General features: G+C 64.7%; 22 protein-coding genes and 3 pseudogenes. 11 read left to right on the plus strand and 14 right to left on the minus strand.

The window, feature by feature from the left end; all coding sequences use genetic code 11:
- Positions 1 to 33 precede the first annotated feature (33 nt).
- From KZZ07_RS13250 to KZZ07_RS13260, 3 genes are read right to left on the minus strand one after another with little or no spacing between them, the layout of a single operon-like run.
- A complete protein-coding gene (locus KZZ07_RS13250) occupies positions 34 to 369 on the minus strand; it encodes a hypothetical protein (RefSeq protein WP_219514723.1) in 336 nt (111 codons plus the stop codon).
- Positions 369 to 827 (minus strand): c-type cytochrome, encoded by a 459-nt coding sequence (locus KZZ07_RS13255; RefSeq protein ID WP_219514725.1) that lies wholly within the window; start codon positions 825 to 827, stop codon positions 369 to 371. Before KZZ07_RS13255 ends, KZZ07_RS13250 begins: the two co-directional genes overlap by 1 nt.
- A 28-nt stretch (positions 828 to 855) precedes the next feature.
- The gene (locus KZZ07_RS13260) at positions 856 to 1,422 is read right to left on the minus strand and encodes a L,D-transpeptidase (protein ID WP_219514726.1); all 567 of its coding nucleotides are present in this window, start codon (positions 1,420 to 1,422) and stop codon (positions 856 to 858) included.
- 241 nt (positions 1,423 to 1,663) lie between these two features.
- On the opposite strand from KZZ07_RS13260, the gene KZZ07_RS13265 reads away from it, so the two are divergent.
- Together KZZ07_RS13265 and KZZ07_RS28270 are read left to right on the plus strand one after the other, a co-directional pair.
- Positions 1,664 to 1,924, plus strand: coding sequence for a DUF2933 domain-containing protein (locus KZZ07_RS13265; protein ID WP_255564338.1), 261 nt, complete (start codon positions 1,664 to 1,666; stop codon positions 1,922 to 1,924).
- Positions 1,925 to 2,129: 205 nt separating this feature from the next.
- Positions 2,130 to 2,504: pseudogene (locus KZZ07_RS28270) on the plus strand (hypothetical protein); the annotation flags it as partial.
- A 76-nt stretch (positions 2,505 to 2,580) separates the two neighbouring features.
- On the opposite strand, the pseudogene KZZ07_RS28275 reads toward KZZ07_RS28270, so the two are convergent.
- From KZZ07_RS28275 to KZZ07_RS13285, 4 genes and pseudogenes are all read right to left on the minus strand, one after another.
- Positions 2,581 to 4,283: pseudogene (locus KZZ07_RS28275) on the minus strand (heme lyase CcmF/NrfE family subunit); the annotation flags it as partial.
- A 54-nt stretch (positions 4,284 to 4,337) separates the two neighbouring features.
- Complete coding sequence (locus tag KZZ07_RS13275) at positions 4,338 to 4,649, minus strand: SHOCT domain-containing protein (protein WP_255564330.1); 312 nt, start codon at positions 4,647 to 4,649, stop codon at positions 4,338 to 4,340.
- A complete protein-coding gene (locus KZZ07_RS13280; RefSeq protein ID WP_219514756.1) occupies positions 4,646 to 6,010 on the minus strand; it encodes an ATP-binding protein in 1,365 nt (454 codons plus the stop codon). Before KZZ07_RS13280 ends, KZZ07_RS13275 begins: the two co-directional genes overlap by 4 nt.
- Before the next feature lie 41 nt (positions 6,011 to 6,051).
- Positions 6,052 to 6,774, minus strand: a complete 723-nt coding sequence (locus tag KZZ07_RS13285; protein WP_219514727.1) for a response regulator — start codon at positions 6,772 to 6,774, stop codon at positions 6,052 to 6,054.
- Between the two features lie 169 nt (positions 6,775 to 6,943).
- On the opposite strand from KZZ07_RS13285, the gene KZZ07_RS27710 reads away from it, so the two are divergent.
- From KZZ07_RS27710 to KZZ07_RS13320, 7 genes are all read left to right on the plus strand, one after another.
- On the plus strand, positions 6,944 to 7,519 hold the full coding sequence (locus KZZ07_RS27710) for an EF-hand domain-containing protein (RefSeq protein WP_255564331.1): 576 nt from the start codon (positions 6,944 to 6,946) through the stop codon (positions 7,517 to 7,519).
- A gap of 73 nt (positions 7,520 to 7,592) precedes the next feature.
- Complete coding sequence (locus KZZ07_RS13295; RefSeq protein WP_219514728.1) at positions 7,593 to 7,979, plus strand: DUF302 domain-containing protein; 387 nt, start codon at positions 7,593 to 7,595, stop codon at positions 7,977 to 7,979.
- Complete coding sequence (locus KZZ07_RS13300) at positions 7,969 to 8,457, plus strand: rhodanese-like domain-containing protein (protein ID WP_255564332.1); 489 nt, start codon at positions 7,969 to 7,971, stop codon at positions 8,455 to 8,457. Before KZZ07_RS13295 ends, KZZ07_RS13300 begins: the two co-directional genes overlap by 11 nt.
- Position 8,458: 1 nt before the next feature.
- The gene (locus tag KZZ07_RS13305; RefSeq protein ID WP_219514729.1) at positions 8,459 to 9,172 is read left to right on the plus strand and encodes a TVP38/TMEM64 family protein; all 714 of its coding nucleotides are present in this window, start codon (positions 8,459 to 8,461) and stop codon (positions 9,170 to 9,172) included.
- On the plus strand, positions 9,169 to 10,488 hold the full coding sequence (locus tag KZZ07_RS13310) for an APC family permease (protein WP_219514730.1): 1,320 nt from the start codon (positions 9,169 to 9,171) through the stop codon (positions 10,486 to 10,488). The genes KZZ07_RS13305 and KZZ07_RS13310 overlap by 4 nt, the downstream gene beginning before the upstream one ends.
- 50 nt (positions 10,489 to 10,538) lie before the next feature.
- Positions 10,539 to 12,887: a heavy metal translocating P-type ATPase gene (locus KZZ07_RS13315; RefSeq protein WP_219514731.1), complete on the plus strand. Its 2,349-nt coding sequence runs from the start codon at positions 10,539 to 10,541 to the stop codon at positions 12,885 to 12,887.
- A 578-nt stretch (positions 12,888 to 13,465) separates the two neighbouring features.
- Complete coding sequence (locus KZZ07_RS13320; RefSeq protein ID WP_219514733.1) at positions 13,466 to 13,762, plus strand: hypothetical protein; 297 nt, start codon at positions 13,466 to 13,468, stop codon at positions 13,760 to 13,762.
- A gap of 72 nt (positions 13,763 to 13,834) precedes the next feature.
- Here the strand turns inward: KZZ07_RS13320 and KZZ07_RS13325 are convergent, their stop codons facing one another.
- From KZZ07_RS13325 to KZZ07_RS13350, 6 genes are read right to left on the minus strand one after another with little or no spacing between them, the layout of a single operon-like run.
- Positions 13,835 to 15,232 (minus strand): dihydrolipoyl dehydrogenase family protein, encoded by a 1,398-nt coding sequence (locus KZZ07_RS13325; RefSeq protein ID WP_219514735.1) that lies wholly within the window; start codon positions 15,230 to 15,232, stop codon positions 13,835 to 13,837.
- Positions 15,233 to 15,269: 37 nt separating this feature from the next.
- Positions 15,270 to 15,599: a YnfA family protein gene (locus tag KZZ07_RS13330; protein ID WP_219514737.1), complete on the minus strand. Its 330-nt coding sequence runs from the start codon at positions 15,597 to 15,599 to the stop codon at positions 15,270 to 15,272.
- Between the two features lie 33 nt (positions 15,600 to 15,632).
- Positions 15,633 to 17,048, minus strand: coding sequence for a mercury(II) reductase (gene merA, locus KZZ07_RS13335; protein ID WP_219514739.1), 1,416 nt, complete (start codon positions 17,046 to 17,048; stop codon positions 15,633 to 15,635).
- A gap of 12 nt (positions 17,049 to 17,060) precedes the next feature.
- On the minus strand, positions 17,061 to 17,288 hold the full coding sequence (gene merF, locus KZZ07_RS13340; protein WP_219514740.1) for a mercury resistance system transport protein MerF: 228 nt from the start codon (positions 17,286 to 17,288) through the stop codon (positions 17,061 to 17,063).
- Entirely contained in the window at positions 17,285 to 17,581 is a 297-nt protein-coding gene (locus KZZ07_RS13345) for a heavy-metal-associated domain-containing protein (protein ID WP_219514741.1), read from the minus strand. The genes merF and KZZ07_RS13345 overlap by 4 nt, the downstream gene beginning before the upstream one ends.
- Before the next feature lie 14 nt (positions 17,582 to 17,595).
- Positions 17,596 to 17,985, minus strand: coding sequence for a mercuric transporter MerT family protein (locus KZZ07_RS13350; RefSeq protein ID WP_370631153.1), 390 nt, complete (start codon positions 17,983 to 17,985; stop codon positions 17,596 to 17,598).
- A 76-nt stretch (positions 17,986 to 18,061) separates the two neighbouring features.
- Between KZZ07_RS13350 and KZZ07_RS13355 the strand changes: the two genes are divergently transcribed.
- On the plus strand, positions 18,062 to 18,517 hold the full coding sequence (locus tag KZZ07_RS13355; RefSeq protein WP_219514743.1) for a MerR family transcriptional regulator: 456 nt from the start codon (positions 18,062 to 18,064) through the stop codon (positions 18,515 to 18,517).
- 290 nt (positions 18,518 to 18,807) lie between these two features.
- Here the strand turns inward: KZZ07_RS13355 and KZZ07_RS28090 are convergent, their stop codons facing one another.
- Positions 18,808 to 18,945 (minus strand): hypothetical protein, encoded by a 138-nt coding sequence (locus KZZ07_RS28090; protein ID WP_370631151.1) that lies wholly within the window; start codon positions 18,943 to 18,945, stop codon positions 18,808 to 18,810.
- Between the two features lie 75 nt (positions 18,946 to 19,020).
- Here KZZ07_RS28090 and KZZ07_RS27720 point away from each other — a divergent pair.
- Positions 19,021 to 19,131: pseudogene (locus tag KZZ07_RS27720) on the plus strand (carboxymuconolactone decarboxylase family protein); the annotation flags it as partial.
- Between the last annotated feature and the right edge of the window lie 160 nt (positions 19,132 to 19,291).

Raw genomic sequence — 19,291 nt, forward strand, 5'->3', positions numbered from 1 at the left:
CTCCGTTGTCCTGAATTCCGGTTCGTTCGTGGTTCAGGATTTCTGGCGCGGCGGTGGGAGATCCATGTCGGGGCGGACATCATCAACCATCTGGAAAGGAGTGAGATATTCCGCCGTGGTCATGAACGCGGGCGGCGTGATTTCCGCCGGCAGGATGAAGACGGCGGCCGTGAAACAATCCAGGCCGGGATGGCAATGCCCCGCGGCCTCGTCACTCGACTGGTGGACCGGCGCGTCATGCAGGGAAGCCAAGCCCGCGGGCTCGTGATCGTCCTGATGAGCCGACGCAGGACCGGGGACGGCCGCGAACAGCAGGATTGCGCACAGAACGAGCGCGTTCATCACCGTGTTCGCATGCCGCAGGACCATCACTCGATCCCGTTGGCACGTTGAAGTTCGCGGACGTAGGCCACCACCATCTTGACGTCGCCCGGCGTGACACCTTCGACCGGAGGCATGTTGCCAAACCTCCAGTGATGCGCTCGCACCCCGTTCCGGGCCGCGAGGATGAAGGCCTGGTCCGAATGATGGCTGGGCTCGTAGATCTTGTGGACCAGCGGCGGCGCGACCCCGTTCCGTCCGGCTGCATTTTGACCGTGGCAGCTCGCGCACTTGACCTCGAAGACGGTCTTTCCCAGCCGGGCATTGCCGGAAAATTCTTCCGGCAGGGTGACCTCGGCGATAGGCGCGCCTTCGGCGACCTCGCCCGTGTCGGGCTGTGTCATCGAATGGCCCGTCGGCTCGGCCTCGGGCTGCAGGTATTGCCAACCTGCGACCCCGACACCCACGGTCAGAACGATGGCCACCAAAGCAGTCAACTTGTTCATTTACCTGTTTACTTTCTTGTACCGAAGCTCAGATGAGCTTGACTTGGGTTCCCACTGGCGCCCTGTCGTAAACTTCTTCGATCTGACGGTTGTAGAGGCCGATGCAGCCACTCGAGGACTTCCGCCCGATCTTGCGCGTGTCCTGCGTGCCGTGGATTCGGTAGAACTGCCAGGAAAGATACAGCGCGCGTGTGCCAAGCGGGTTTCTCGGGTCGCCGCCTTTGACATAGGCAGGCAAGGTCGGGTCGCGCTCGCGCATGGACGGCGTGGGTCCCCATCCCGGGTTCTTGCGCTTCTCGACGACCTCGGTGTAACCGCGGCGCGTGAGCTCCTCGGTCAGGGGCACGGAGGTGGGGTAGATGCGCATCTCGCCATCTGCCGTCCAGTGCTGAAGCATTTTGGACGCCGTGTCGGCGATGATGATGCCCTTTCCGATATGGTCGAAGTGATCCCGCCAATCGTGCGTCCGAAATGACGAGATGTTGCGCCGCACGCCATCGCCGGCGGCATGTACGATACCCGGGATCGCGATCATGGCGAGTACACCCGTAATCAGTCCACGTCGATTCAGTTCGATCGAACGATCTGCCTTCATCTGCCTGTATCCTGCCGTCTTGCCTGTTTCGCCAATATGAATACCCGAGGAGGTGCGTGCGGCAACCTGACAAGCCCGCGAGAAATGTATCGGTTTGTATCCTTGACCTTCCACGGTGGAAGGGCGGCAGATGAGGCGACACTGTCTGGAGGACGATCCGACCATGATGCACGCACACCGATCTGGCAACCCCGGGCGCAACCGGTTCTTGCGATATGGAATGATGGCCTGCTGCGCGGTCATGTTGGTCCCGGTCGCGGCATTCTTCGTTGCCGGGGGCAGCGTTTCCGGCCTCTGGGCGAACGCGGGCGTTTTCGCTCCGCTGGCGCTGTGCGTCGGGGCACATCTGGTCATGCACCGGATGATGGGAAAGTCCTGCCACGGGGGCACCGATGCCGGTGCCGAGGAAATCGAGGCGCCTGCGCCGGCGGACACGCCCCGGACCATGATCGCAAAACGGACAGGGAAGCAGGTTGCTCATACCGAGAATGTTCAAGGTTAGCTTGCTGCTCCTCGCGCTTGGAGGTTGCTCGGCGTCGCTTGCCGATTGTTTCCGGGACGCCGACGTCCTGTCGACCCGAGGAGACGAGATCGCGCTTCCCCGGGGCTGCCGCGTGGCAGGTCGAGGGGCCCCTGACCTGCGATTGCTCGAATGTGATGATGGGCGCCAGGGTTTCTTGTTCGATCGATAATGCCGGGAGCCGAAGATGATCAAGGTCACACGACGACGCATTCTTGCTGCCGCTGGCGTTGCAGCGATCGCCACGACCTATCCGCTTGGCCGCAAGATCGCCGATCATCTCACCCCGCTTCCAGAATTCGAGCCGATCACGGATCCGGCGGGCTTTCGCCGCGTGGCCGGGGGATCGAGCAGCCTCGGGAGAAGCGCCTTCGCGGGGCTGGACGGGCCGTCGCACGAAGCCTCGGATCTGCCGATCGCGAAAGTGCGCGACAGCATTTGCACCGCGCTCTACGGCGAGGACCCCTTGGCGCCGGAAACGGTGCCCGTCGCCTCGATTTCCGATTTCTACTGCCCCTATTGTAGAGTTCAGACCAAGGAATTGGCCCGGCTGGAAGAACGACTGGGCGACACGGTCAGAATCGCATGGCACGAATTGCCGCTGCTCGGCGAGACATCGTTGCTTGCCGCCAGGGCGTGGTCACCGGCTGCCCGTTCCGCCTCACGTCGAGCCTGCCGCGATCGGCGATGTAGTTCGGGCCCCGCAGAAGCTCGACCCCGGCGAAGGTCACATCGAACCCGGCGATCGCGATTTCGGCGCCCGGCGTGACAAAGACGACCTCTTCGCTTTTCCACGCGCTTTATCCGATCATTCCGATCATCGCCACCGCGAGCCCGGCATGCGCCAGCATCATGCCATGCGACGCGCGCGGGAGATTGCGCCCCCGGCGCAGCGTTTCGTTCAGGGCGACGTCCATGAGCCTGATCCGGAACGCCCATTCCCGGAGTGTCGCCAGAAGCAGCCATATCGCGATCAGGATTGACAGGTAGGCCAGAACCGGGCCGCCTCTGAGCAGGTACCAGGCGACCAGCGTGCCAAGAACCGCCAGTCCGGCGACGAACCGGACGCGCTGGAGAACGCCAGACAAGCTCAGCACGCTTCCATGACAGCAAGGGACCTGCGCCCATGAAATGGGCCGAGCAAGAGCATCATGGGCACGAAAGCCGCGTTGAAGAAGGGTGGCCCGAACGAGGCCTTGTCTCCGGTCACGGCCTCGAGGAGCAACGGATACAGGGTTCCGAAGAGGACGGTTCCGGCTGCGGTCGCCAGGATCAGGTTGTTGACCAGCAGCCCGGCCTCGCGGCTGATCGGCCGGAACAATCCGCCGCCCTCCATGACCGGTGCGCGCCAGGCGTAGAGCGTGAGCGAACCGCCGATGGAAAGGGCCAGGAGCCCGAGGATGTAGACCCCGCGCTCCGGGTCTACCGCGAAGGCATGGACCGACGTGAGCAGCCCCGAGCGCACGATGAAGGTGCCCAGAAGGGACAGCGAGAATGTCAGGATGGCCAGGAGGATGGTCCAGCTTTTGAACGCATCGCGCTTCTCGGTCACGATGGCCGAATGCAGCAGTGCCGTGCCGAGCAACCAGGGCATGAAACTGACGTTCTCGACCGGAACCCAGAACCACCGGCCGCCCCAGCCCAGCTCGTAGTAGGCCCACCGGGAGCCGAGGGCGATCCCCGCGGTCAGACTCATCCACGCGGCGAGGGTTGAGGGGCGCACCCGGCGCGCCCAGGCGGCATCCACGCGTCCCTCGATCAGGGCTGCCACGGCAAATGAGAAGACGATCAAGAACCCGACATAGCCGAAGTACAGCAGGGGCGGATGCATCGCGAGCCCCACGTCCTGCAGCAGGGGATTGAGGTCGCTGCCATCCGCGGGCGGCGGGAAGACTCGATCAAACGGATCTGAGGTGAACAAGAGGAAAGACAAGAACCCGACGCTGATCCAGGCCTGCACCGAAAGCGTGCGCGCCTTCGTGGGGGCCGGGATGTTCGACCCCGGGACAGCCACGCCCGCGCCGAATACCGTCAGGATCAGCACCCACAGCAGCAACGATCCTTCATGACTGCCCCAGGTCCCGGTGATCTTGAACAGCTATGGGTTGAGCGAATGCAAGTTCTCGGTCACGTTTCGGACGGTGAAGTCGCTGACCACGAAAGACCGCATCAGCGCCGCGAACGCCACCGAGACGAACAGCATCTGCCCCATCGCGGAATAGCGGGCTGATTGCATCCAGAGAGCATTGCCCGGCGCGGCCCCAAGGATCGGCAGAAAGCTTTGGACCAAGGCGAGGGACAGGGCAAGCGCGAGGAAGAAATGCCCTATTTCAGGTATCATGATGTCGGCCCTTTGTCTGTCTTTCGTCGGGTCTCATGCGTCGGGTCACGTGCCTCACTCGTCGAGCGCGGCCTTGCGCCGACGAAATTCCTCTTCATCGATCTCGCCCTTGGCCAGTCGTTCCCGCAGGATGTCGAGCGCGTCAGTGGGCCGTGTGGCACCGGTGCGGTTGTCCCGAACCCAATGGACAGCCAGCACGATCAGGCCGATGATGACGCCCCAGAAGATCACCATCATGAGCCCCCCTAAGACGCCATAGCCGCCGCCCCACATCATGTGCCCGTCCCACGGGCCTTCGGAGTCGGCCATTGCAGCCGATGCGGCGATGCTCGCAGCGGCGGTCAGGCTCCAGAGTTTCGAGGTCATCGGTCTCTCCTTGCTTCGGATGTTTCTACCGCGAGCGGGATGGCGACAGCCGCGCGCAGCCCGCCCTGTTCGCGGTTTTCCAACACGATGTCGCCGCCATGCGCCTGGACGATCGTCCTTGCAATCGACAGGCCCAGGCCGTGTCCCCCGGTTTCGAGCGACCGCGACTCCTCGAGCCGGTAGAAAGGGTCGAAGACCTTCTCCAACTTGTCTCGAGGAATACCGGGGCCGCGGTCATCGACCGTCAGCACGAGCGTGTCGCCCCGACGATACCACGTGACCGAGGCGCCGCCACCGTAGCGATTGGCGTTCTCGATCACGTTGCGAAGCGCCCGCCGAATGGCGTTGGGCCTCAGGCGCGCCTCGATAGTCGGCCCGGCTTCGAGGTCGAAGCCGCCAGGCGTGTCGGCGCGCATAGCGTCGAGGAAGTCGTGCAGGTCGATGGTCTCCGGCTGCTCTGCACCGGTCAGCCCCCGGGCAAAGGTCAGCGTCGCATCGACCATGCCGTGCATCTCTTCAACGGACGCCACGAGACTGTCGCGCGTCTCGTCATCGTCGACCATCTCGGCGCGCACGCGCATGGCTGTCAGCGGCGAGCGCAGGTCGTGGCCCAGGGCCGCAAGCATCTGCGTCCGGTCCCTGACGAAGCGTGTCAGGCGATCCTGCATCCGGTTGAAGGCCCGCGTGAGGTCCCGGACCTCGGTCGGTCCGGCGACGGGAAGCTCGGCCACGTCCTCGCCACGTCCGAGGTTGTCGGCCGCCAGGGCCAACCGCTGCAGGGGGCCGGTCAGGCGCGTCATCACGAACCAGATCACGACGACCAGCAGCAGCCCCGCCGACAGCGCGAAGGTCAGCGTCGAGTAGAGCGGCCACTGGATCGGCGGCCGTTCGAAGCGGGTGCCCACGTTGAGCCACTGGCCGCCCCGGATGGCGATGGAGAGGTTCATCTCGACCGCTGTCAACTCACCCCGCATCATCGCCATGTGCATGTCGGTCATTTCGCGCGACAGGTTGGGCAGCGGCATCAGTTGCCCTTCCACCTGGTGCAGCTCGACGCGGATATCCCTGCTGAAACTGTCGTCCAGCAGGGTCCGGATGCGCGACTCGACGAGGCCACCGTCGGAGTGATCCGTGTGCTGGACCGACGCGGTATCTGACAGATCGAAACGCACGAGGGGCGAATTGGCGGCCCGCAGGATCGACGCGTGCAGATCGGCTGGCGCCTCCTCGATCAGCCGCGCCACGTTCGCGGCCCTACCCGCCGCCTCGAACCCCAGCGCCGCGCGGATCGCGAGGCTTCGCTCGTCGGCAAACAGGAACAGGCTGACCAGTTGGGCCGCGACAAGTGCTGCGACGACCATCAGAATCAACTGGACCCGCAGCGACGTCACGTACCGCGAACTCACGCCTCGTCCTCCACATCGGTGGCCAGGCAATACCCGCCGTTGCGGACCGTCTTGATGATCGTCGGACGCAGGACATCGGGTTCGATCTTGCGGCGCAGGCGGCTGATCTGGTTGTCGATCGTCCGGTCCAGCGGCCCGGCGGTGCGACCGGCGGTGAGATCGAGCAACTGGTCGCGGCTCAGCACCATGCGCGCCCGCTCGAGCAGAACGATCAGCAACCGGAATTCGGAGCTTGTGAGGGGAATCTCGCTCTGCTCGTCGTCGACGAGGACCTGGCGGTCGGTGTCCAGCACGAGATGGTCGAACCGCACCTTCCGCCCCGAGAACTTTCTGGCAAGGGGTTCTTCCTTGTGGCTGCGACGCAGGACGGACTTGATCCGGGCGAGCAGTTCGCGGGGGCTGAACGGTTTGGCGAGATAATCGTCGGCGCCAATCTCGAGACCGACGATGCGGTCGGATTCCTCGCCGAGCGCCGTCAGCATGATGATCGGCAAAGCGCCCTCGGCGGTCAGCCTCCGGCAGACCGAGAGCCCGTCCTCGCCGGGCATCATCACGTCGAGCACGAGAAGGTCGAAATGCCCGGCCGCGAGTTTCGCGTCCATGTCAGTGGCGTCCTTCGCCGCGGTCGCGCGCATTCCGTTCTTTTCCAGAAAGCGCTTTACGCTCTCGCGGATCTGCGCGTGGTCGTCGACGACGAGGATATGCGGCGGCTGTCCCATGGGCATCTCCTAACGGAATGTCTTTTGGCGTTTCATCAGTGGAATTGTAGCGGATTGTATCAGGCAAACCTTCTGCGACAGACGGTTACAATTCCCTCGGTGCGCTTGCCTTCCAATTCGCGCCATCATGCCGATCTGACTGGTATCGACCCAACCAAAGGAGGATTCCATGCCGAGATTGGCAACACCCGCAAGCATTCTCGCAATAGCTGTCGTGATCGCCGGCAGCGCGTGGGCGGACAGCAACCATCACGATCGCGGCTCTGCGCCCCTCATGGGCGCCGAGGTCATGCCCGGGGGGGGCGACGGGCACGAAATGATGGGCTATATGATGGAGATGATGATGCAGATGCACGGCACGGGCGCTATGGGGCCCGGCATGGGTCCAATGGCCAGCCCCGGCCAAGGCGGCATGTCGATGATGGACCGTGGCATGATGCAGATGATGTTGGGACCGGACATGGTGCGCGGCATGACGCAGGACATGCCCGGCCAGATGATGATGTCGCGTCTCGAAGAGTACGACGCGGACGGTGACGGCGCGCTGAGCCTCGACGAGTTCGCCGCCTGGCACGCCGCCATGATGCGCGAAACGATGGTCGACCGCTTCCAGCATCTGGATGCGGACGGGAACGGCGCGATCACGTCCGCGGAAATGAACGCCCTCGCCGGTCGCATGGACAGGATGCGCGAGGACGACATGGGCAATCGACCGATGATGCCGGACACGCCGGATCCGAACTGATCCGGCAACGGTGCGTTGACCTGGGGCCCGGTCTGCCTGACCGGGCCGAATCCGTTCGAAAAGGAGAATTTTCATGAACTACACGCACGACCGCCTGCTGACGGGCGTTTCCATCGACGATGCCGACCAGCGCGTCCGCGCCTCTCTTTCGGACGCCGGTTTCGGCGTTCTGACCGAGATCGACGTGAAGGAAACCATGAAGAAGAAGATCGGCGCGGAGATGGACGGCTACCGCATTCTCGGGGCCTGCAACCCCAAGATGGCCTACGAGGCCATCGGTCTCGAGCCGCGCGTCGGTGCGATGCTGCCCTGCAACGTCATCCTGCGCGAGACCGCCGGCGGCACCGAGATCAGCGCCATAGACCCCGTGGCCTCGATGACGGCCATCGACAACGACAATCTGCACGCCGTCGCGGGACAGGTGCGCGACATGCTGATGGGCGCCATCGATGCGGCGTGATATCTTGGGGCAAGCGGGCAGTCGGCGCCAGGTCCTGCTGGGGCTGGCGGCGGCGGGCACTTCCCTTTTGGCGTCCCGCGCAGACGCCCGATACAGTGAGATCTGGTCGGCACGACAGGCCCATGACGCGCTTCTCGCCGATGACGCGCGGATTATCGACGTGAGATCCCGTGAAGAATGGCGGAATACCGGCGTTGGCACTGGAATTTGGCCAATCAGCATGCATGAGGATCTGTTCGCCGATCGCCTCTTCGCCGCAAAGGCCCTTGCCGGTGGCCGGACGGTCGGTCTGATCTGCGCGACCGGAGGCCGGTCTGCATCGGTGCTACTGGCATTGCGACGCGCGGGATACCCGGGTTATGTCGACATTTCTGAGGGAATGCTGGGCGCGAAGGCCGGTCCAGGGTGGATCGCAGCCGGTCTGCCGGTCGTGCCGCTCGGGACCGCGCTGGACTCTCTGCCCCCCGATCTCGCCTGACATGTCTCAAAGGCACGGGAAGGCGCGTCTCGGGGCCCGGGCATGGATTGGAGCGGGGCTTCTCGGCCTGCTGGCCCTTTCCTTGGCGCTGGGCTGGCGCCCGCCGGAGATCGACCGCACGCAAGTCGCGGCCTGGGTCGCCAATGCCGGCGCTTGGGGACCGCTGGCGGTGATCGGTCTGATGGCGCTGGCGGTCGTCGCCAGCCCGATCCCAAGCGCGCCCATCGCGCTCGCCGCCGGGGCGGCCTACGGGCATTACGCGGGCGCAGCCTACGTCGCACTCGGGTCCGAGGCCGGCGCTGTCGTGGCCTTTCTCATCGCGCGTGGGGTCGGACGCGACGCGGTCGAACGCATGCTCGGGGACAAGGCCGACTACGGCCTGCTCGGCTCTCAGAACGCGCTGACGCTGACCGTCTTCATCAGCCGTTTTCTGCCCTTCGTGTCCTTCGACGCGATGAGCTACGCCGCAGGGCTGAGCCGGCTGCATTTCTGGCGCTTCGCGCTGGCCACCATGGGCGGCATCCTGCCGGCAAGCTTCGTGCTGGCGCATTTCGGCAGCGTCGCGTTGGTGGGCGATTTCGGCACGGCGGAATGGATCGCGCTCGGCCTCGGGTTGCTGACCGCCTTGCCGCTGGTGCTGCTGGCCCTGCGCGGCGGCAAGGACGCCAGACGACACCAGGCCGGGCGGACAATAGACCAGGGAGACACCGGATGAGATCTGAATACCGGGAAAACAGCATCACTCTTCTCGACGCCATCGCCATGGGCACCGGCGTCATGATCGGCGCCGGCATCCTCGCCCTGACGGGGCAGATCGCGGACCTTGCCGGGCCGCTCTTTCCCTTCGCCTTCATTGCCGGCGCGGTCGTCACCGCCTTCAGCGCCTACACATACGTCAAGATGTCGAACGCCTACCCGTCCGCGGGCGGAATCGGGATGATCCTGCAGAAGGCCTACGGGCCGACCACCGTCGCCGCCGGGGCCGCGCTGCTCATGGCGCTGTCGATGGTCATCAACGAAAGCCTCGTGGCGCGGACCTTCGCCAATTACCTGCTGCGCGGCCTCGACATGCCGCGCGACACGTGGATGGTGCCGGCGATCGGCGTCTCCGTGATCTTCTTCGCCTGGCTGGTCAACGTCTCGGGCAACCGTTCGGTCGGGTGGCTGTCGGTGCTTATGGCCGCGCTCAAGGTCGGGGGCATCGCGCTGTTCGGCGCGGCGGCGCTCTGGGTCGGCGGGTTCAGCTTCGAGGCCACCGGCAGCGGCGGCGAAACCTCCGGCACGGCTGGCTTCGTCGCGTCGATGGCGCTGGCCATCCTCGCCTTCAAGGGCTTCACGACAATCACCAACAGCGGTGCCGAGATCACCGATCCGCACCGCAACGTGGGCCGGGCGATCGTGATCTCCATCGCCGTCTGCACGCTGATCTACCTACTGGTCGCATTCGCCGTCGGCAGCAGCCTGCCGCTCGACCGGATCGTGGCGGCCAAGGACTATGCCCTGGCCGAGGCCGCCGAGCCGGCGCTCGGGCGCACCGGCTTCTATCTCACCGTGGCCCTTGCATTGGTCGCCACCGCCTCGGGCCTGATCGCCAGCATCTTTGCCGTGTCGCGGATGCTGGCCATGCTGACAGACATGAAGATGATCCCGCACAGCCATTTCGGAATGCCCGGCGTCGTCCGCGACCACACGCTGGTCTACACGGTGGTGATCGCCTCCCTGCTGACCGTCTTCTTTGACCTCGGCCGCATCGCCTCGTTGGGGGCGTTCTTCTACCTCGTCATGGATATCCTGATCCACTGGGGCGTTTTCCGGAACTTGCGGGCCGAGGTCGGCGCCCGCGGCTGGATCCTGCTGACGGCCATCGGGCTCGACGCGGTGGTGCTGGCTGCCTTCGCGGTGATGAAGTGGCAGACGGACTCGTCCATCGTGCTGATCGCTCTTGCCGGGATGGCGGTCGTCTTCCTGTTCGAGCACATCTTCCTGCGGTTGCGCCCGCCACCGCGGCAGAACCATCAACACGGCGCTTGACCTTCCAGTCACTGGAGGGCCCATCAAGGCAGTGTGAAAAGGAGTCGGTCATGTCCGAGCACGCGAAACATCATCACCATCACGGCCACGGCGCCCCGATCCCCGACGGGGCCGAAACGGTGAAGGATCCGGTCTGCGGCATGACCGTCGAGGTCAAGGACGACACCCGCACCCAGGATTTCGGCGGCGAGACCTATCATTTCTGCTCGGAGGGCTGCGAGGAGAAATTCAAGGCCGACCCGTGGCTCTACGCCTCGGGTAACGTCGACAAGGCGGGTCAGCAGGCGCAGCCCGGCACGCAATGGACCTGCCCGATGCACCCCGAAATCGTACGGGACGAACCCGGGGCCTGCCCAATCTGCGGCATGGCGCTGGAGCCCATGGTGCCCAGCGACGAACCCTCCGAGGAGCTGACCGACTTCACCCGCCGCATGTGGATCAGCGCGGCGGCCGCCGTGCCGCTGGTGATCCTGACCATGGGCGAACTGATTGGGCTGCCGGTGCGCGACTGGATCGGGCAACGCATAGCCACTTATGTCGAATTCCTGCTCGCCACGCCCATCGTGCTCTGGGCCGCACTGCCGTTCTTCAAGCGCGGGCTCGACTCGTTCCGCAACAAGTCCCCGAACATGTGGACGCTGATCTCGCTGGGGGTCGGCGCGGCCTACATCTACTCGCTTTTTGCGACATTCCTGCCGGGCATCTTCCCGAAGGAATACCGGATGGGCGAAGGTGTCGGCACTTATTTCGAAGCGGCAGTCGTGATCGTCGCGCTGATCTTCGTGGGCCAGGTGCTGGAACTGCGCGCCCGCGAACGCACCGGCGACGCGATCCGCGCACTGCTGGATCTCGCCCCCAAGACCGCGCGGCGCATCCTGCCCGACGGCAGCGAATACGACGCGCCGCTCGAGAACGTGGTCGAGGGCGACATGCTCCGCGTCCGCCCCGGCGACAGCATCCCCGTGGATGGTGAAGTGGTCGAGGGCCGCTCGTCGGTCGATGAAAGCATGATCACCGGCGAACCTGTCCCGGTCGAGAAGACCGAGGGCGACCGCGTGACCGGCGGCACGATCAACAAGAACGGCACGCTGGCATTCCGCGCGACGCAGGTAGGCGCGGACACGGTGTTGGCCCAGATCGTCGACATGGTCGCCGGCGCCCGCCGCTCTCGCGCGCCGATCCAGGGGCTTGCTGATCGCGTGTCCTCGATCTTCGTGCCGACGGTAGTCGCAATCGCTGTAATCGCCTTCTTTACCTGGCTCGCGATCGGCCCGGACCCGGCGCTCGCTTTCGCCATCGCCTCGGCGGTCTCGGTGCTGATCATTGCCTGCCCCTGTGCGCTCGGCCTCGCCACGCCGATCTCGATCACGACGGCCGCCGGGCGCGGCGCGCAGGCGGGTGTGCTGATCAAGGACGCCGAGGCGCTGGAGCGCATGGCACGCGTTGACACGATAATCGTCGACAAGACCGGCACTTTGACAATGGGCAAACCGAAGCTGACCGACGTGGTAGCGCTGGCCGGTAGCGACGAGGAAGACGTGCTCTCCCTTGCTGCGGCCCTTGAACGCGGATCTGAACACCCTCTGGCCGAGGCCATTGTGCAGGGCGCACGGGACCGGGGCGTGCCGCGACACGACTCGACCGATTTCGACGCTGTTACCGGCAAGGGGGTGACAGGCAACGTCTCCGGCCGGCGGGTAGCGCTCGGAAACGCCGCACTGATGGAGGCGCTGAAGATCGACACCTCCGCCGCCGACGAGAGCGCGGACGCGCTGCGTGAGGACGGCAAGACGGCGATGTATGTGGCGGTGGACGGGGAACTGGCCGGGCTCGTCGCCGTGGCCGACCCGATCAAGGAGACGACCGCGGGGGCGATCCGCGAACTTCACGCGCTTGGCCTGCGGGTCATCATGGCGACCGGTGACAACCAGCGCACCGCCGAGGCCGTGGCACGCCATCTCGGTATCGACGAGGTGCGCGCTGGCGTACTGCCCGAGGACAAGAAGGCGCTGGTCGAGGAGTTGCGCGCGCAAGGCGCCCATATCGCGATGGCGGGCGACGGGGTGAACGATGCCCCTGCCCTCGCCGCCGCCGATGTCGGCATCGCGATGGGCACCGGTGCCGACGTGGCGATGGAAAGCGCCGGGATCACGCTGCTGGGCGGCGACCTTGTCGGCATCGTCCGCGCTCGCAAGCTGGCCACCGCCACGTTGCGCAACATCAAGGAGAACCTCTTCTTCGCCTTCGCCTACAACGCGGCGGGCGTGCCCATCGCGGCGGGGATCCTCTATCCGTTCATCGGGCTGCTCCTGTCCCCGATGATCGCTGCGGCGGCAATGAGCCTGTCCTCGGTCTCGGTCATCACCAACGCGCTACGCCTGCGCCGGGTGAAGCTTTGAGGATGCCGCATCACCCGCCTGTGACCAGCGGCGAAATCCGTGCGTGAAGTTACCACCTGTTTGCTCTCTTGATCACAACAATCTTCAGACAGGTAACCTCCCGAAGTTTCGCCATGGCAAGGCGCGATGCTTGATTTGCCAATAACGGCTTGCTCAAAAGGTTCTCGATCACCGCAGGAGAATTCGCACATAAAGATCCAGGCCCGCATCGCACGAGGAGAATTGAAAGGCGAGATCGTCACGCCGCACCGACATGCCGATGGCACGTCCGTCGTCTCGCCGTCTCGCTTCGAGCAGGACTACATCCGCGTCTCGACGTTGGAAGGCGTCGCTGACCACGTCCGCCAGGACCTAAAGTGCCGGATGTCCTCTTCCCGGCGAAAGCTCCGAGACTGTTCGCGCCAGCGTCGATCACCATCGAGAACTGACCGTCGACGGTAACTCGTACACGGGCTCCCAGTCTGGGCCGCCGCCCCGTCCCAAGTCACCCAAAGAGATAAGAAAATATCTGTGTGTTCACGTGTACTGTACCTACGACTTCAGGTGTGCGCTGTACCGGCAAAGCGCAAATACGCTTCATGGAGCTCACAATACCGCGCCCTTTCCTCTCTGACCTTCGCCGCGAACTGGCCGCAACGCTTGTGGTGCAGGCCAAGCATATCGTTCTCGCTACCGACAACTCGGAACAGGGCGAGGCGTTTCTTGGGCGCGATCCCGAGGAGGCCTGGGGCGTGGATCTCTCCCGCCTTCCCATTGCGGCCGAAATCGAGGCGCTGCACACCTATGCCTTCGCGCCCACAAGCGACGACCTCTACGACGTGAATGCCCTGCATGGATGCCTCAAGCACTCGGGCGTCAAAAAAAATTGGCTTTAGCGAAGAAAAATCGCGTCTGGCTTTTTCTGTACCTTCGAGAAGCTCCATATTCTGCCTGAGCGGGAGAGCAACTCACGCAAAAGGAACGGTGGAGTTTTCGCGGTGCGCAGCGGAGATGAGATCGGCCCAAAGCGTCCTGGCCAAGTCGTTCCATTTCGGGTAGGCTGCCGGCATGACCTTCACCTGGGCCGCCGTCAGCCCGAGCTTGATCGCCAGTGAGAAGACATTGATCAGCTCGGCGTAGTCCGGGCCGAACATGTGTGCCCCGAGGTTCTGGCCGTCCTTGCCGGTGATGATCTTCGCGCCCGCATGGCTTTCGCCCAGTCGCTTCTGCGAGAACCAGCCCGAGGTGTCGGTGAAACGCACCTCGACTTCGCCTGTCTCGCGCGCCTCGTCCTCGAGCAGGCCGACCCGGGCCAGTTCGGGAATGGTGAACACCACGCTCGGCACGCCTGTGTAATCGGGCTCGGCCCGCTTGTCCTGGAGCATGTTGGAGGCGGTGATCTTGCCCTCGTACACGGCTACAGGGGTCAGCGGCTTGCCGGGGGAGCCAGCGGCGTCGCCGGCCGCAAAGATGCGCGGGTTCGACGGGGATTGCAGCCAAGGCGTGACCTTGACTCCGCCGTGCTCGGTCTCGACCCCAGCGGCAGAAAGGTCGAGATGGTCGATGGCAGGCACGCGGCCCGCGCCGCGAACGACGAGATTGGCCTCGGCGGCGTGGCTCTCGCCCGCGATCCGGTAGATCACGCGCTGCGCCCCACCTTCATCCTCGATCCGCTCAATTTCGGCCTCGGCCACGATCTCGATGCCCGCCGCGCGGCTGCGCTTCAGCAGCATCTCCAAGAGGTCGGGATCGAACATTTTCAACTGCCGCGCGCCGCGGTCGAGGATGGTCACCTGTGCCCCGGCCCGGGCCGCGATATGGGCGAACTCGAAAGAGATGTAGCCACCGCCGACGAACACAATCCTGCGGGGCAGCTCCGCGAGGTTCAGGAAGTCGGTGCTGTCGATCAGCCCTTCGGCCCCGGGAAAATAAAGCGGTCGCGGCTTCGCTCCCATAGCGATCAGCGCGTGGCGGAAGGCGATCTCGCCATGGCCGTCGATCTCGACCCAGTCCTCGGCGGTGAAGGGGGCGCGTCCGTGCAGCGTTCGCACTCCGGCCTCTGTCAGCCCCTTCTCCATGCTGTCAGGCACGGGATCGGTGAAGCTCTCCTTGTGCTTCATCAGCGCCGGCCAGTCGATCTGGGTGTCTCCTGCAACGCCCTTGCCTTCAAGCCGCCGCGCGGCCTCCACCGCCTCGGCACCGGCGCGCAGCATCTTCTTCGGGTCGCACCCCCTGAGCGCGCAGGTGCCGCCGTAGGGAAGCTCGTCGACGATGGCGACAGACCAACCGGCGCGGGCGCATTTCTTCGCCGCGTTGATCCCGGCCATGCCGGCGCCAATGACAATCAGGTCCAGCGTGTCGGTCATCTCTGCTCCTCTCTCGAACATGTTGAGTTTGGTGATTTCAGACCGGTGCCCGGGGGCCCGCGAGGATGATGAAGGCACCCAGAAGGCACAGGCCGACTCCGATCGCGTCCCACCGATCCGGTCGCACCCCTTCGACGGCCCAGAGCCAGAACAGGGAGGCCGCGATATAGATGCCTCCATAAGCTGCGTAGGCCCGCCCGGCGGCAGCGCTGTCGGCCAGCGTCAGAAGGTAGGCGAAGAGCGCCAGCGAGGCCATGCCCGGCGCGATCCACCAGATCGGCTTGTCGAGCCGGAGCCAAGCCCAGAAGGCGAAGCATCCGGCGATTTCGGCGAGGGCGGCGCCGATATAGGTGGCAAGGGTCGGCATGGAGCGCTCCGTGTCCTCTGGCGATGAAGAACGCTACCCGGCGCAGCAGCTGAGCGCGGCCACGTCCTTCTCGAAAGTCTGGGCGGCGAGCTTCAGCCCCTCGACGGTTGTGAGATAGGGCATGATCGTGTCGCCCAGCTCCTCGTAGGACAGCCGTGCCTTCAGGGCCATGGCCGCCGTCTGGATGCTGTCGGCGCCCTCGGGGGCGAGGATCTGCGCGCCGAGCAGTCGCTTGCTGCCTGCCTCGGCCACCAGCTTGATCAGCCCGCGCGTGTCGCGGGCGGCGATCGCGCGCGGCACGGCGTCGAGCGGCAGGACCGAGGTGACGACCTCGTGTCCGGCGGCACGGGCCTGCGCCTCGCTCAGGCCGACGCCCGCCACCTGGGGGTCGGAGAAGACCACCCAGGGCATCGTGCCATTGTCGTAGGGGCGCGCCTCGCCCGCCACCGCGTTCCGCGCGGCGATCTTGGCGCCGTAGGCCGCCATGTAGACGAACTGGTCGCGCCCGGTGACATCTCCTGCGGCCCAGACGTGCGGGTTGGCGGTTCGCATCTGCGCATCTACCACGATCCCGCCCCGCGCATCGGTCTCGATCCCGGCGGCATTGAGGTTCAGGTCGTCGCTATTCGGCACCCGTCCAGTGGCGAGCAACAGCCTCTCGGCGCCGAAGCCTTCACCTCCGGTGCCCGCCAGGCGAATGGTGCTTTCATCGCGTGCCACGCTTTCATAGCCGGTGATCCGGGCCAAACGGATGCCCTCGTCAGCGAGGTAGCGCTCCAAGGCCTCGGAGATCTCCGGCTCGGCCTCCGGCAGGACGCCGCGGCGGCTGACCAGCGTCACTGCGACACCGGCGCGGGCGAAGAGCTGCGCCAACTCCACGCCGATATAGCCCGCGCCGAGGACCAGCAGCGAAGCGGGCAGCGCGGTCAGGTCCAGGCCCGATGTGCTGTCGAGGGCGTCGGTCTCCTCGACGCCAGGGATCGCGGGCACGTGGGGGCGCGACCCGGTGGCGATGACGATCTTCGCTGCCGGGAACGCCTCGCCGTCTACGGTAAGCCGACCCTGCTCGTCGAACCGGGCACGACCCTCGATGTAGTCCACGTTCTCGTGCCGCGGCAGCACGTCGGCGTATTTTGCCGCGCGCAACTCATCCACGAGCGCCTGTTTCTGTGCCACTGTCGCAGCCCAGTCGGTGACGCGGCCCTCGGCCTCGATGCCGTCGAACCGGTTCGCGCCGCGCGCTTGGTGCAGGCCCTCCACGGCGCGGATCAGAGCCTTGGAGGGCACGCAACCCACATTGACGCAGGTCCCTCCGATGGTGCCATCGCCGATCAGGGCCACACGTGCCCCGGCCTCTGCGGCGGTTATCGCAGCCGAAAATCCGGCCGAACCAGCGCCGATCACGGCAAGGTCGTAGGCGCCGCCCTCGGGGGTGCAGCAATCTTTCATGTCAATCTCTCTTCAGTTGGTGCGCTGGCGCCGCCAGAGCGCGTAAAGGGTGATGCCGATGAACACCGCGAGCGCAGGCAGGAGCACGATGTCGAGCCAGCCCAACATGGCGGAGAGCCCAACTGCGCCCAGGAGGATCACCAGGATCGGAGTGAAGCAGCACAGCGCCACGATGACGGTGCCCATCAGCCCGTATTTCAGCAGACGGTCGTCCCGCGGGTTTGCCTCGCGCCAAGTCACGAGCCGCCTTCTGTGGCCAATGTGGCACCATAGCCTACGCCGGTGACGGCGGCGATCAACTGGTCCGGGTCGGTGACGGCGTCATCATAGTGCAAGACATAAACGCCGTCCTCGGCCTCGCCCTCGAAGAACCCCGCGATCTCCACCGTCTCCACGCGCTTGAGCGCCGTGGCGACGATATAGCTGCACGAGGGGCAAGTCAGACCGGTGACGTGCAGGCGGGTCTCGGCCTCGGCCGCGAGGATCGCGGTCGGCGACATCGAAAGGATCGCAGCGAATAACAGGTGTCTCATGATGGGCTCCGATTTCAGAAGGTCAGGATGCGCGGCGCGACATAGGGAAAGACCAGGGCCAGCAGGACCACGGCCAGCGCACTCCAGAGCAGCCCACGCATGATGCCGCGATCCACCGGGCGGGCGCAGGTGCCGCAACTCTCGGCGGGCACCGGACGGTAAGCCTTCCAGAAGCCATACCCGAGGGCGACTGCCGCGAGAGAGAAGGTCACCCACTTGTAGGCGTAGAGTGCGGTGAGCTGACCGATGAAAACCCCGGTGACACCAAGGCTGACCAGGACCAGCGGCAGGATGCAGCAGGAGGTCATCGCCAGCGCGCCGAGCACCCCCGCGCCGGTTGCGGTCCATGCGGTCCTGTCGGGCCTTTCCTCCGTCAGCCTCTCTGTCTCGTTCGTGTCCACCATCATTCCGGCGCCCTGTTGTCGTTCGATGACTGACAAGATAGGGTCTGTAGCAACTACAGGATCAAGGAGAAATCTTATGCCAGATGATCACGCCCCCGCGAGTGACCTGAAGCGCTCCGATCTGGCCAAGCTGACAGGCTGTAACCTCGAGACGATCCGCTACTACGAGAATGTCGGCCTGATGCCTGATCCGCCGCGCACCTCATCGGGCCATCGCCGCTACGGCCCGGCGCATGTGGAGCGGCTCAGCTTCGTGATGCGGGCCCGGGATCTTGGCTTCAGCATGGAAGAAATTCGCGGCCTGCTGACCCTCGTTGATCGCGGCAGCCACACGTGCGCCGAGGTCGAGCGGATGGGGCGCCATCATCTCGATGTGGTTCGCGCCAAGATCCACGATCTCCAGGCGATCGAGACCGTTCTCGCCCGGACCATCGCATGCTGCACCGGAGCCGACACCTCCGATTGCCCGCTGCTCGACGTCCTCAATGATGGGCAGACCAAGCCAGCTCCGGTAGAAAGAGCGTCCGAATAACTGCCATCCAGACGAGGTGCGGCGAAAGTCCAGTATGCGCCACCTTTGCCGAATCGGCAGGAGTTCAATTGGCAACTTTACGCCGCGGCCAACAGACATTCGCGAATTCGGAATGCGGACCGAAGGGTCGATGTTGCCCTGCTCTATGAAGAGCTTTAGTGCAAGTGTATTCGCAGGGTGAAGAATTTCGGCTGAATTTTCGAAATTACTTCAAACTACTGGCATTCGTGCCCGCTCTCAGTCAACGTGACAATGCATCGGCTCCAAATGTGGTTCCTATTGTCGACCAGTCATGACGACCGTTGCTGTCGTGCACACGAGATTACAAACCGCTCGAACGCAGCAAGCGTTTCGTCGCTAACATGGTGCTCGATACCTTCGGCATCCCGCTCGGCTGTCGCAGAATGCACTCTGAGCGCAACCAGCATTGCGACAACTGTCCGGTGGCGGCGACGGCACGCGTTCGCCAGTTCCGCGCCTTTGTCCGTCAGAAATATCGACCGGTCACCCAGGATGAAATCCGAGCGATCATCCACGTGATCGGCATCTATTGCGGTGTCCCACAGGCACTCGAATGCTTTCGCGTGGCCCGGCAGGTTCTGGAAGAGAACTGAAAACAGAGCTTATCTCGGCAAGCCCGCGAAGGCTCGAAGCATCCTTGATCATCCCGATCTTAGGGAACGTCGCTCGCGGCCCTGAGCGGATGAGGTGGGTGGCTCCTGCTCCACCGGCATCGAATGTGCCAAAGTGCAGTTGTCAACGACTGCAAGGAAA

The sequence above is a fragment of the Mameliella sp. CS4 genome (assembly GCF_019392335.1).
Classification (GTDB): domain Bacteria; phylum Pseudomonadota; class Alphaproteobacteria; order Rhodobacterales; family Rhodobacteraceae; genus Antarctobacter.

Coding starts and splice junctions, on each gene's coding strand:
- KZZ07_RS13355 (WP_219514743.1), top strand. CDS start 18,062: ATGCCAGATGATCACGCCCCCGCGAGTGACCTGAAGCGCTCCGATCTG.
- KZZ07_RS27710 (WP_255564331.1), top strand. CDS start 6,944: ATGCCGAGATTGGCAACACCCGCAAGCATTCTCGCAATAGCTGTCGTG.
- KZZ07_RS13350 (WP_370631153.1), bottom strand. CDS start 17,985: ATGGTGGACACGAACGAGACAGAGAGGCTGACGGAGGAAAGGCCCGAC.
- merA (WP_219514739.1), bottom strand. CDS start 17,048: ATGAAAGATTGCTGCACCCCCGAGGGCGGCGCCTACGACCTTGCCGTG.
- KZZ07_RS13280 (WP_219514756.1), bottom strand. CDS start 6,010: ATGGTCGTCGCAGCACTTGTCGCGGCCCAACTGGTCAGCCTGTTCCTG.
- KZZ07_RS13265 (WP_255564338.1), top strand. CDS start 1,664: ATGTTGGTCCCGGTCGCGGCATTCTTCGTTGCCGGGGGCAGCGTTTCC.
- KZZ07_RS13300 (WP_255564332.1), top strand. CDS start 7,969: ATGCGGCGTGATATCTTGGGGCAAGCGGGCAGTCGGCGCCAGGTCCTG.
- KZZ07_RS13275 (WP_255564330.1), bottom strand. CDS start 4,649: ATGACCTCGAAACTCTGGAGCCTGACCGCCGCTGCGAGCATCGCCGCA.
- KZZ07_RS13310 (WP_219514730.1), top strand. CDS start 9,169: ATGAGATCTGAATACCGGGAAAACAGCATCACTCTTCTCGACGCCATC.
- KZZ07_RS13305 (WP_219514729.1), top strand. CDS start 8,459: ATGTCTCAAAGGCACGGGAAGGCGCGTCTCGGGGCCCGGGCATGGATT.
- KZZ07_RS13285 (WP_219514727.1), bottom strand. CDS start 6,774: ATGGGACAGCCGCCGCATATCCTCGTCGTCGACGACCACGCGCAGATC.
- KZZ07_RS28090 (WP_370631151.1), bottom strand. CDS start 18,945: ATGCTGGTTGCGCTCAGAGTGCATTCTGCGACAGCCGAGCGGGATGCC.
- KZZ07_RS13255 (WP_219514725.1), bottom strand. CDS start 827: ATGAACAAGTTGACTGCTTTGGTGGCCATCGTTCTGACCGTGGGTGTC.
- KZZ07_RS13325 (WP_219514735.1), bottom strand. CDS start 15,232: ATGACCGACACGCTGGACCTGATTGTCATTGGCGCCGGCATGGCCGGG.
- KZZ07_RS13260 (WP_219514726.1), bottom strand. CDS start 1,422: ATGAAGGCAGATCGTTCGATCGAACTGAATCGACGTGGACTGATTACG.
- KZZ07_RS13345 (WP_219514741.1), bottom strand. CDS start 17,581: ATGAGACACCTGTTATTCGCTGCGATCCTTTCGATGTCGCCGACCGCG.
- KZZ07_RS13250 (WP_219514723.1), bottom strand. CDS start 369: ATGGTCCTGCGGCATGCGAACACGGTGATGAACGCGCTCGTTCTGTGC.
- KZZ07_RS13295 (WP_219514728.1), top strand. CDS start 7,593: ATGAACTACACGCACGACCGCCTGCTGACGGGCGTTTCCATCGACGAT.
- KZZ07_RS13320 (WP_219514733.1), top strand. CDS start 13,466: ATGGAGCTCACAATACCGCGCCCTTTCCTCTCTGACCTTCGCCGCGAA.
- KZZ07_RS13330 (WP_219514737.1), bottom strand. CDS start 15,599: ATGCCGACCCTTGCCACCTATATCGGCGCCGCCCTCGCCGAAATCGCC.
- KZZ07_RS13315 (WP_219514731.1), top strand. CDS start 10,539: ATGTCCGAGCACGCGAAACATCATCACCATCACGGCCACGGCGCCCCG.